Genomic DNA, 12082 nt, shown 5'->3' on the forward strand with positions numbered 1-12082 from the left:
GATGAGCGAAACCCCCGCTGCCTCCAAGAGCTTCATGCAGAAGTTGCTCGACGTCGTCGAACGCGTCGGGAACAAGGTGCCGCACCCCGCGGTGATCTTTCTGATTCTCATTGCGATCGTCGTCGTCCTGTCGCATGCGTTGTTCGTCGCCGGCACGTCGGTCTCGTACGAGGCGATTGTTCCCGCCGCCGAGTCGCTCGCAGCGAACGAGAACCAATCGATGCCCTACGACTTCGGCATGGCCGTCGACTACCAGGCGATCGATGCGAAGAACTACGTTATTGAGCCGCGCGAAGTCGCCGCAAAAAGCCTTCTGACGACCGACGGCATTCGGTTCATCTACTCGTCGCTAATTCCCAACTTCATGGGGTTCACAGCGGTTGGCTTGATGATCGTCGCAATGGTTGGCGCGGGCGTCGCTGAAGAAGCGGGGTTGGTGAAGGCCCTGATCCGCAAGCTGGTGATCGTCGCCCCGAGCGGCGCGCTCACCTACATTCTGGCGTTCGTCGGCATCGTGTCGAGCATCGGCGCCGACGCCGGGTACTTGGTGCTGATCCCGCTGGGCGGCGCCGCGTTTATGAGCCTTGGCCGCCACCCGCTCGCCGGACTAGCCCTCGGCTTCGCGGCTGTCGCAGGCGCTTTTACGGTCAATATGCTGATCAAGCCGCTCGACGCGGTGCTGGTCGAGTTCACCAATGACGCGATCCACATGGTGAACCCGGAGCTATCGATCGGGCTCACCTCCAACCTCTGGTTCTCGATTGCCTCGGTCATCGTGCTCACGCTGCTGATCGGTTTCGTCACGGAGCGCATCATCGAGCCTCGGCTGGGCAAGTATGCGGGGGAAACGCCGGCCGAGGAGAGCGCTGGGCTTTCCGCGGACGAAGCTCGCGGGCTACGATTCGCCGGCATGGCGATGGCGGCGGTGATACTCGTCTTCGCCCTGCTGACGCTGCCGGCCGGTGCGCCCCTCCGTAACCCAACAACCGGCGAGTTGATCGGCAACTCGCCTTTCATGAACGGCTTGATCGCGCTGATCATGGTTAGCTTCCTCGCGACGGGCGCGGCGTACGGCATCGGCGCCGGCACGCTCAAAGGCCTGTCGGCAATCATTAAGGCCATCGAAAAGGCCATCGCCGGTCTCGGCGGTCTGATCTTTCTACTGCTGATCATCAGCCAGTTCGTCGCCTACTTCAATTACTCGAACATGGGGACGATTCTCGCGCTGAAGCTCTCAGACGCCCTGAAATCGTCGAATATCGGCCCGCTGGCGCTGTTGATCGGGTTCATCGTCGTGGTGGCGATCATTGATCTGCTGATTTCCGGCGCCATCGCAAAGTGGGCGATCTTCGCACCGATCTTCGTTCCGCTGCTGATCCGGTTGGGCGTCGATCCCGAAGCGGTCCTCGCCGCGTACCGCATTGGCGATTCGCCCATGAATGCGATTACGCCCCTGAATGCCTATTTCGCGCTGGTGGTCGGCTTCGCACAGAAGTATGACAAGGAGGCCGGCGTCGGGACGGTAGTAGCGCTGATGCTTCCTTACGTCGGTTGGCTGTTCATTGTCTGGACGGCCCTATTCGCCGCTTGGTTCTGGCTGGGGCTCCCTTGGGGACTCTAGGCGGCGATTGAATCTGCCTAATCTGCGGAGCGAATCAATTTCTGCCTGGTGAATACCTTGGAACGGATCCGAAATGATGAGTACTCCCATCGAACTGCTTGACGTGGCCGCCGCTGAAGACCGTCTGATGCGGTATCTGGCCGTCGAAGGCGTCACCGGCCACGAGGCCGCGATCGCCGCCGCCATCATCGACGATCTGAAATCGCTCGGCGTTCCCGAGTCGGCGATTCGGTTCGATACGGCCAACGAGCGCATTGCGCTGCCGACCGAGACGGGGAATCTGATTGTCACCCTCCCTGGGACGATAAGCGGCGACAGGATTGCGTTCTCCACTCACCTCGATACCGTCCCGCTCTGCGCCGGCGCCAAACCGATCCGGAAGGGCGATCGCATCACGACCGACGGATCCACGGCGCTGGGAGGCGACAATCGAACTGGTTGTGCGGTGCTCGTAACGTTGGTCGAGACGCTGCTAAAGCACCACTTTCCGCATCCGCCGCTGACGTTGCTCTTCACCGTTCGTGAAGAGAGCGGCCTTCACGGCGCGCGAGAACTTGACCCCGCGGATCTTGGCGGCGCCGTGATTTGCTTCAACTTCGACGGCAAGCTCGCGTGCGACTTGATCATTGGCGCGGTGGCTCAGGAAAACTGGCAGGCGGAGATTATCGGCAAGGCGGCCCACGCTGGCGTCGCCCCGGAGAAGGGAATTTCCGCCACCCTCGTCGGCGCCATCGCGCTCACTGAAGTGCAGCGCGGGGGCTGGTTCGGCAAAATCAATAAACCCGATGGTCACGGCACGAGCAACGTCGGCATCTTTGGCGGCAAGCCGGGGCAGCCTGCGGGCGATGCGACGAACGTCGTCACTGACTACGTGAAGATCGTCGGCGAGGCCCGTAGCCCGGAGGCAAAGTTCGCTGCATCGATCACCACCGCTTACCGCAACGCCTTCACGACGGCCCAGCAGGAGGTGACCGACGTTGACGGCGGCACGGCTGAAGTGAAGTTCTCCAACAAGCCGTCGTATCCGTCGTTCAAGCTGCCCGAGGATTCGCCAGCCGTTATGCGCAGCAAGCGTGCGGTCGAGTCGCTCGGTCTCACGCCCAAGACACACTTCTCCAACGGGGGGCTTGACGCCAATTGGCTCGTAAATCATGACCTGCCGACGGTCACCTTCGGCGCCGGGCAATACGAGATTCACACGGTGAAGGAATACGTCGACTTGCCGGAGTACGTCCAGGGTTGCCGGCTCGCAGTCGCCTTGGCGACTCTGGAGAACTGAACTCACGGAACCACAACGGAAGGCGACCGGCCCATGGCCAATCATCTCACCGACGTCGAACGCCCCGATTCTTACATCTCGACCGGCCATCTTCCGCCCCGCGAGCGCGTGGCCGAACTGGTCGCGCAGGCCTACGAGCGCTACCGCACGAACGCCGACGGGAATAATTCGCAGGTCTATCCGGCGCTGGCCCGCGTGCCTAGGGATCTGTTCGGCGTCTGCGTCGTTGGCGCCAGCGGCGAGGTCTTCGCGGTCGGCGACGCCGATCATGAATTCACGATCATGAGCGTCTCCAAGCCATTCATTTTTGCGCTCGTCTGTCAGGAACTCGGCGCCGAAGAAATGCGCGACAAGATCGGCGTCAACGCCACCGGCCGTGCGTTCAATTCGCTCGCCGCCGTCGAAGCAGGCGACGAGGGTCGGACCAATCCGATGGTCAACGCTGGCGCCATTGCCACGACAAGCCTCGTTCCCGGCGCGACGCTCGATGCTAAGTGGCGCTTCATTCACGACGGCCTGTCGCGCTTCGCCGGTCGGACGCTGCCGCTCAACGACGAAGTGTATGCCTCAGCCACGGAGACGAACTTCCGCAACCAATCGCTGTCACGGCTGTTGCAGAGCTTTAACCGCATCTACTTGGATCCCGCCGTCGCCACCGACCTCTACACGAGGCAGTGTGCGCTCAACGTCTCCGCGAAAGACCTTGCCGTCATGGGCGCCACGCTCGCCGACGGCGGCGTGAACCCGATCACCAAGCAGCGCGTCGTTGATCCGCAAGTCTGCCACTACGCCCTGGCGGTGATGGCGACCGCTGGCCTGTACGAAACCTCCGGCGACTGGCTCTACGAGATTGGACTTCCAGGCAAGAGCGGGATCGGCGGCGGCATTGTCACCGTATCACCCGGCAAGGGCGGACTCGGGACGTTCGCCCCGCCGCTCGACGCGGCCGGCAATAGCGTGAAAGGTCAGCTCGTGGCGAAGTACCTTTCGCAGAGTCTGGGAATGGATCTCTTCGTCTCACAGCCAGCGTCGTGAGCGGAGCCTCGTCGTCGACCTGAATCGCCGCCATCCGCACACAGGATTCACTTCATGACTAGTCCCGCCCCAAGTTCGCTCGAGTCCACCGAGGCGCGCGATTCCTGGCTGCCCATGATCGTCATCGCCATGGGCCAAATGCTGATGTCGTTCAACGTGGCGGCGCTGCCCGTCTCGATGAGCGGCATGGTGAAAAGCTTCAATACCCAGCCGACGACGGTCGGCACCGCGATCGTCCTCTACTCGCTGGGCGTTTCCGGCTTTATCTTGCTCGGCGCGAAACTGAGTCAGCGCTTCGGCGCCAAGATATTCTTTCAGATCGCCGTCGGCATGCTCGCCGTCGCGATGCTGCTGATGGTACTCAGCCCGACGGCCGAAATCATGCTCGCAGCGCAAGCGATCGCCGGCATGGGCGCGGCGGGCCTGGTGCCGACGCTCGTCGTCCTGATCGCCAATCACTACCGTGGCAAGCAGCAGGCCGAAGCGGTCGGCTGGCTTGGCTCCGCCCGCGCGATCGCCGGCGTGCTGGCATTCGTCCTCGTCGGCTTCCTGGCGATGATCAACTGGCGGCTCGCCTTCGCGCTGCTGATCGTCCACTCGGTCGCCATTCTTCTACTGAGTCGGAGGCTCAAGCCGTCTGCCCCGAACCCCGACGTCAAGATCGACGGGTTCGGCGTCGTCTTGGCGGCGACCGGCATCATCCTGATCACTTTTGGCTTTAACAATGTTCGCAACTGGGGACTGCTGCTAGCTCGTCCCGCGGCGCCGACCGACCTCCTCGGCGTCTCCCCGGCGCCCATTATGATCGTGGTCGGCATCGTGATCATGACGGCCTTTTTTGTGTGGACCCATCGTCGGGCCGCCAACAAGAAAACGCCTCTACTCGCATTGGAAGTCGTCGATTCCCCGCGCGAGTGGGCCACCGTGATCGCACTCTTTGCGATCGTCGCAACCGAAGCGGCTATCAACTTCTCGGTGCCGCTCTACATTCAGATCGTGCAAGGTCGCAGCAGTATGGCGACGTCGATTGCGATGATGCCGTTCATGCTCACCGTCTTTTTCACGGCGATTCTGATCGTGCGGCTTTACAATCGCTTTTCGCCGCGCACGATTGCCCGCGTGGCGTTTACGCTGGTGATCATCGGGACGACGTGGCTGGCATTCGTCGCCAGCAACAATTGGAGCGTGCTGCCGGTCGTCGTCGGTCTCTTAACGGTCGGACTCGGCCAGGGCGCCCTGGTCACGCTGCTGTTCAATGTGCTGGTCACCGCAGCGCCGAAGGAGCTCGCCGGCGACGTCGGTTCCCTACGGGGGGTCACGCAGAACCTTGCCGCCGCCGTCGGCACCGCGCTGATGGGCGCCCTACTCGTCGGCGTCCTCAGCACGCTGATCCACTCGGAACTCACCGATAGTGAAATGTTTCCGCCCCAGTTCAAGCAAGGCGAATTGGCCGGCGAGTTCAATCTCGACAACATTAACTTTATCAACAACGATCAACTGACGACGCGCCTTGGAGCAACAAGCGCCACTGCCGAGCAAGTTGAGGAGGCCGTTCGCATCAATTCCGAGTCGCGTCTGCGAGCTCTGAAGACAGGGTTCCTGATGCTCGCGGGCGTGTCGCTGCTGGCGCTTGTGCCATGCAATTGGCTGCCCAATTATCGACCAGGAGAAATCACCGCTTAGTAAGCTCTCAAAAGCAAAGCAGACTAATGCTTTAGCAATACAACTCGCCGCCTTTTTCCAGGCGAGTTGTGCTGACTGCAATGCGGGGCGTCGGCGGCAAGCGACGGATTCGTACGGAGTTGATGGTGCGCATGCTTGGGGCCATGGTCGCTTAGGCCATCTGCCATTGCTTTTTGGCGGCCGGTCAGTCTTGCCAAAAAAAGGCGAGAGCGCTGATCTCTTGGCGAAGCGATAGTGACTCCAAAACTGCCGAGAAGGTGCGTTCAATCCGTTCCGCTAATTCGGGCGTCTTGCCGGAATTGGTCTCGTTTATGAGACGTTGAGCCTCGCCAGTGGCCGCATTTGTTGGCCTCGGGGCGACCAATCTTGTCTGGCGTTAAAACGCTTCCAAACTTAACTTAGTGACGGCTGCCGTTACCTGGGCCAATCCGCTACCACTTGCAATCCTTCTTGGAGGAACCGTCGATGAAGTTAGCCCTTGTTAGCTTGATGATGCTCTGGGCGCCTTTGGCCGTAGCGGCTGACCAGCAAGAGCACTCTCCCGCCGAGCCGACGAAGTCGAGTAAATGGATGGACGTCAAGGTGGAGGAGTCTCAGAAAGTCTTTGCGGCACTCGCGCGGGCCGACTTCCCCGCGATCGTGGCGAGCACGGAGAAGCTCAAGAACGTGAGCAAGGTGGAAGGGTTGGTTCGCCGCACCGCGCCCGGTTATCGTACCCAGTTGCGTTCGTTCGAGTTCGCCGTCGAGGAGATTCAGCAGCAGGCCCAGGCCGAGAACATCGAAGGGGTGACGATGGGCTTCAATCAACTGACGCTTAGCTGCGTTAACTGCCATCGGCAACTCCGGCGCGCCGCAGCGACGCCGTCAGGAAAGACTGGCGTCGATCACGGAACCGGCGATGCGGAGTGATGCCGAACGCTCCGGCGTCGTGTCGAGCCGGTGTCGACGGCATGGAGCCGAAGTCACCGCGGGGTGACGTCGGGCAGCAGTGCACTGCGGTCCCGTCGGTCTGATTGACTTCGCAGGACAATGGGACCAAGCGTGGTGCTGGCAGTATGTATTTCCGCTGCAGCTTTGCTGGCGATATTCCAAGACGAGAGAGCAGGGTCGTCATCAAATCGGCGAATCGCTGTTCAAACGGTCGCTGAAGACCGCTGTTCGCGAAGCGGGTATCGCCAGGCGGGGCGCCAGCCACGCGTTTCGTCATTCGTTTGCCATGCCGACGGTTATGATACCCGTACTTTGTAAGAACTACAGGGTCACAAGGGCGACGCACGACCATGATCTAGACGAACGTGTTTAACAGAGGAGGCCGCGGCTTCCGCAGCCCCGCCGACGATCTCAAACGGCGGGGCGACGAGCGCCAGGCAGAAACAGTCAGTCATTCAGAGTGAAGTGGGAACCGGTCGCAACCCGCGGCTAAACTGTCACTTACGAGGCTAGGCGGCAGCGTTCGGCGCCCAGCTGGCAATACCCTGGCCATCTAAGACTCAGTTATCCGCGACGACTCAGATCTAGATTCACACGGTGACCCAATGAGCGATTCATACGCACCGCCTAGCGGCAAAGCGATTACCATCAAGAAGCTCTTTAGCCGCCAGACCTCCGTGGCTATCGAAATTGCCGCGTCGCCCGACACTATATGGAAACTGTTGACGATCGCGGAGGAGTTCTCAGCTTGGAACAGCACTATAGTTGAACTGACAGGGAAGATCGCGCCCGGTGAGAAGATTGTGTTGCGATCAACGCTCGCGCCGGACCGGAAGTTCAAATTGAAGGTCAAGGAGTTCGAACCTCAGGCACGGCTTGCTTGGGGCGATGCCATGGGTACACGGGTTTTCACGCTCAGCCCCGAACCCAACGGTGCAACACGGTTTTCAATGGTTGAGACGATTGGCGGGCCGATCTTCCCCCTCTTTGCAAGAATGATTCCGTCGTTTGATGATGCCTTCAACCAATTCGCTGCCGACCTGAAAAAAGCGGCAGAGGAGAGAAGCTAATGCCCGCTTACCGCAAGAACATTGGCACGAAGGACGAACCGCTCGAACTCAAGACGCCGCCGGGCACCGCTTGCTATACAATCCATGTGGACGAAAAGGACGGGGCCGACGTCCTCGTATGCACGGTTGGAAAGACAGTACTGTATTACGATCTGCGATGTATCGAGGACCTGACGGCAATGCTCAAACGCCACAGCGATTGGATGCGATTGGGTAGTAAGGACGAGAAGCAAGAAACCCAAGAAGGCACGGTAGAACATTGGGCGCGTTCCAAAGACAATCCCATTGGCGGCTGGTACGGCTTGAAGAAGAATTTTCGTGGCCGCTTCGCGATGTACATTCCACCGCTGATGGAGCACCTTGGTCTCGCTGAGGTTGAACACAACGCACGCGACAATCGAATGCGATTGAAGACGAAGAGCGGATAACAATGCGTTGGACCAGGCGACGCCGATCGCGTCGTTCGTGAAGTCAATGGTGATTGGCGGCGGCCCGGTTACCGCCGGCGTTTGGCTTCGGTGGCTTTTTCCGGCATTCGCAAAGCAGGCAGAAGCATTAGAGGAAGATGGTCGTATAGAATTTCACTACACCGCGCGCGACGGTGATCTTGCAGGCATTGAACAGTTCGTGTCGCGTGATGCTGATGTGAATCGCCAAGATAGACGCCTCTGGACGCCGCCGCATTCTACCACGATGAAACCGCACGTAGACCCGCGTCCATTGAGAGGGCTTCCTCAACTGCCAAATGCCGGACCGTGGCGAGACTAAGCCTCTCAACGCTGTGGGCGGCGAGACGCTATCATTGTCGCAGGGAGCGCGGCGCGATTGGAAAGTCGTGATGAAAGGCGCAGGAGATGTCACCGCCTCACAAGACATAGGGCTCCTAAGGCAGTGATATAGACTTTCGACCAAGAGGTTAACGGCGTCCCATGCCGTGGACTCACCGAAGTCAGAGCTGCGGTTGAGTGCGATCGGACGCGTTCTGGCGGCATCGATATCGCTCACATCCATCACAAGACATGCCCGAGGCGGCATGTCCGGCGGCGCGTACGCGTGACGACGACGAATGCACAGGCCATTTTCGCTGCTCCCAGACCCTCGCCAGGCTCAGCGACCGGCTGATATGTTCCGGCGTCATGAGCCTCTTAACTTGCCCTGAGTTTGAAAGCTCGTCACGAGCGGAGTAGGATACTCTCTCCGCTCCAGACTTGGGAGCGACTTGTCCCGCCGCGATCGAACAGGACGCAAGGGTTCTGAGCGGTGGTCAGCAATTCGGCTGGCCTTGAACGACGACTCTTTGGGTTGGCGAAATGCGAGCGCGATATTCTTATCGATCTAAACTATCGCTCAGTTCGAGTTCGACCGATCAACGTCCGGACGCAGGTGAAGACTTAGACGCATGAAAGTTCTCGATGCAGCACTCTTGGTCCTACTCACCCATGCGGCGGCAGGCGCTGAAGTCGTCGATTTCAACCGCGAAGTGCGCCCCATTCTGTCGGAGAATTGTTTTCATTGTCATGGAGCCGACGCCGCTCAACGGCAAGGCGAATTGCGTTTGGACGTCCCAGCCCACGCATACGCCTCGGGCGCCATCGTGCCAGGCATGCCCGCGGCGAGCAACTTGGTCCAGCGAATTCAATCGATCGATCCCAATGACCAAATGCCGCCCCCCGATTCGCATCGCGCCCTCACGCCTCAGCAAATCGAGACGCTGATTCAGTGGATTCAGGAAGGCGCCGCCTATGACGTGCATTGGGCATTCAAGTCGATTAAACGTCCCGCTCTGCCCGCTCAAGAAGGGGACGATTGGGGACGCAGTGCTATCGACCGCTTCGTGGCGGACCAGCTAAACGCCAACGACCTGACGCCGTCGCAGCGGGCCCCACTGCCCACGCTACTGCGCCGCTTGAGTTTGGACCTTACGGGCCTACCTGCAAGCGCCGAACAACTGACTCGCTGGCAAGCGGCAACGGATCCTGCCGCGGCGGCGGTCGATGAACTCCTGGCTAGTCCCCACTACGGCGAACGCATGGCAACCGAGTGGCTTGACGTGGCGCGCTATGCCGATACGCACGGGTTTAATAACGACGCGGCCCGCACGATGTGGCCTTGGCGAGATTGGGTCGTCAAGGCATTCAACGACAATATGCCCTACGATCAGTTTATTGCCGAACAGTTGGCGGGCGACTTGCTCCCCCACGCTTCGCAGAGCCAGCGATTGGCGACCGGCTTCAATCGCAACCACGTGATCAACTCCGAAGGCGGCATTATCGACGAAGAGTATCGCGTCGAGTACGTCGCTGACCGGGTCCGCACGACGTCAATGGCATGGCTGGGTCTGACGCTTGAGTGCGCCCGTTGCCACGATCACAAGTTCGATCCGATCTCGCAACGGGACTACTATCAATTCTTCGCGTTTTTCAACAACATCGATGAGACGGGCGAAGATGGTCGGATCGCGAACGCGGCGCCCTTGATGCCGGCCCCGTCGTCGGCGGATCAAGGCCGCCTACGGGCGTTAAAACGCCAAGAGAGCCAGCAGCGGAAGAAGTTGCGGCGCTTAATCATGGCCAGCAGCTCGGAACCGCTGGCCACGGCGCCCGCCGAGGGGCGTGCCGATGCGTCGCCGCCGCAGCTCGCGGTTGATTTGTTCTCCGAGTCGCAAGGCTTCCCCGATGATGGTTTCGAGATCACGCCAGCCAAGCCGCTCAGCACGAACGAGGGATGGTCGCTATCAGCGTGGATCAACCGCAAGGGCGCTGAGGCCCCAGTCCCGTTGATGTCAACGATGAATTACGCGACTCCGCGCTCCGCTGGAGGGTACGGCGCGGGCGCCGAGGTCGGATTCACCAGCGCAGGCGCTGTCGATGTACGTCTGGCCGTGCGCTGGCCAGCATATGCGACGCACGTCGTCAGTCGTCGCGAGCTGTCGGTAAATGAATGGAGCCACGTGGCAGTGATCGTCACCGGCAATAAGGCTCGCGATGTGCGAATCTTTGTCGATGGGATTGAGTCGGCGACGATGATCCGACGGGATGGGCTCACGGGCGATGTGGTCATCAACGAGCCAATCCGCGTCGGCCATACCAATCGCAACACGGACGACCGGTTCGCTGGCGAGCTTCGCCTGCTGCAATTGTCCGCTGGACCGGTTGACGCTGCGCTGTTCGAGTCGGCAATCCAAGACGAAATAGTCAGGGATGCAACGGTGGCGTCTGCGGCGCTGCGGCAGTCCAATCGTACGCGACGATTCCTGGCGAACGCCCTCCGGCGAGCGGCAAGCGACGTGAAGATTGAAGATGCTTGGAACGCATGGCGTACGACCCATGCTCAACGGTTGGAACTCGAACGCTCGTTCCCCCAAGTGATGGTCATGCAAGAGATGCCGGAACCTCGCCGTACGCATGTCCTACTGCGAGGCCAGTACGATGTGCATGGCGAGCTGGTGACGGCCGACGTCCCTCGATCGCTGGGACTACCATTGCCTGAGGACGCGCCTCGCAATCGTCTTACGCTCGCCCGTTGGCTTACTGACCCTCGCCACCCCCTCACGGCGCGAGTGGTGATGAATCGCTTATGGCAGCAGCTTTTTGGCGTAGGGTTAGTGAAAACGGCGAGCGACTTTGGCGTTCAGTCGGAATGGCCGTCACACCCTGAACTACTCGACTTTCTCGCCGCGGAGTTCATCGAGAATGGTTGGGACCTAAAGCATATGGTACGCCTGATTGTCGGGAGCGCAACCTATCAGCAAGATTCGGCGGCAACGGCCGAAATGTGGCAGCGGGATCCCGAGAATCGCCTGCTGGCCCGCGGTCCCCGGCAACGGCTCACTGCGGAAATGGTTCGCGACCAGGCGCTCGCCGTTAGTGGGTTGCTGAATCCGGCCGTCGGCGGGCCGCCCGCGTACCCCTATCAGCCGCCAGATTATTACATGGGCATCGTGGTGGCAGCCGACTATCCGGGGTCGCGCTACACGGTCGGCTCCGGCGGGGATCTCTACCGCCGCAGCATGTACACCTTTTGGAAACGGACGGTTCCTCATCCGACGTTAGCGACGTTCGACTCGCCCGACCGCGAGTTCTGCGTTGCGCGGCGCAGCCCCACGAATACGCCGCTGCAAGCACTGGCGCTGATGAACGACCCGACATTCTTGGAAGCCGCGCGGAAGCTCGGCGAACGAATGATGAACGAAGGCGGGACCGATGATGCGACTCGTCTCGCATGGGGTTTTCGCATCGTGACGGCTCGCCAGCCTAGCCCAGAAGAACTATTGACGCTGGTCGATCTGCTCGCCCGCCAGCGACGTGATTTTGCCGATGGAGCGTCCATCACCGACGCGGTCCTCGCTGTCGGGGACGCTGCACGATCGCAGGGTGCGAACGACGTCGAATTGGCCGCGTATGCCAGCCTCGCGAGTTTGCTGTTGAATCTCGACGAAGCCATCAATCGAAACTAAACGACCAC

8 protein-coding genes are annotated in these 12082 nt (G+C 60.5%); all 8 read left to right on the forward strand.

Annotated features, from left to right (window positions below; translation table 11 throughout):
* Window position 1 precedes the first annotated feature (1 nt).
* A complete protein-coding gene (locus tag I41_RS11400) occupies window positions 2–1621 on the forward strand; it encodes an AbgT family transporter (RefSeq protein WP_145432699.1) in 1620 nt (539 codons plus the stop codon).
* Window positions 1622–1697: 76 nt separating this feature from the next.
* The gene (locus I41_RS11405) at window positions 1698–2900 is read left to right on the forward strand and encodes a M20/M25/M40 family metallo-hydrolase (RefSeq protein WP_145432701.1); all 1203 of its coding nucleotides are present in this window, start codon (window positions 1698–1700) and stop codon (window positions 2898–2900) included.
* Between the two features lie 33 nt (window positions 2901–2933).
* Window positions 2934–3935, forward strand: coding sequence for a glutaminase A (gene glsA, locus I41_RS11410; protein ID WP_145432703.1), 1002 nt, complete (start codon window positions 2934–2936; stop codon window positions 3933–3935).
* A 54-nt stretch (window positions 3936–3989) separates the two neighbouring features.
* Window positions 3990–5618 (forward strand): MFS transporter, encoded by a 1629-nt coding sequence (locus I41_RS11415; RefSeq protein WP_210421166.1) that lies wholly within the window; start codon window positions 3990–3992, stop codon window positions 5616–5618.
* A gap of 465 nt (window positions 5619–6083) precedes the next feature.
* Complete coding sequence (locus I41_RS11420; RefSeq protein WP_145432705.1) at window positions 6084–6527, forward strand: hypothetical protein; 444 nt, start codon at window positions 6084–6086, stop codon at window positions 6525–6527.
* A gap of 626 nt (window positions 6528–7153) precedes the next feature.
* Window positions 7154–7618 (forward strand): SRPBCC domain-containing protein, encoded by a 465-nt coding sequence (locus I41_RS11425; protein ID WP_145432708.1) that lies wholly within the window; start codon window positions 7154–7156, stop codon window positions 7616–7618.
* Window positions 7618–8046, forward strand: coding sequence for a DUF6855 family protein (locus I41_RS11430; protein WP_145432710.1), 429 nt, complete (start codon window positions 7618–7620; stop codon window positions 8044–8046). Before I41_RS11425 ends, I41_RS11430 begins: the two co-directional genes overlap by 1 nt.
* Window positions 8047–9017: 971 nt before the next feature.
* Entirely contained in the window at window positions 9018–12074 is a 3057-nt protein-coding gene (locus I41_RS11440) for a DUF1553 domain-containing protein (protein WP_145432714.1), read from the forward strand.
* Window positions 12075–12082: the final 8 nt, after the last annotated feature.

It is taken from the genome of Lacipirellula limnantheis (assembly GCF_007746075.1).
Taxonomy (GTDB): Bacteria; Planctomycetota; Planctomycetia; order Pirellulales; family Lacipirellulaceae; genus Lacipirellula; species Lacipirellula limnantheis.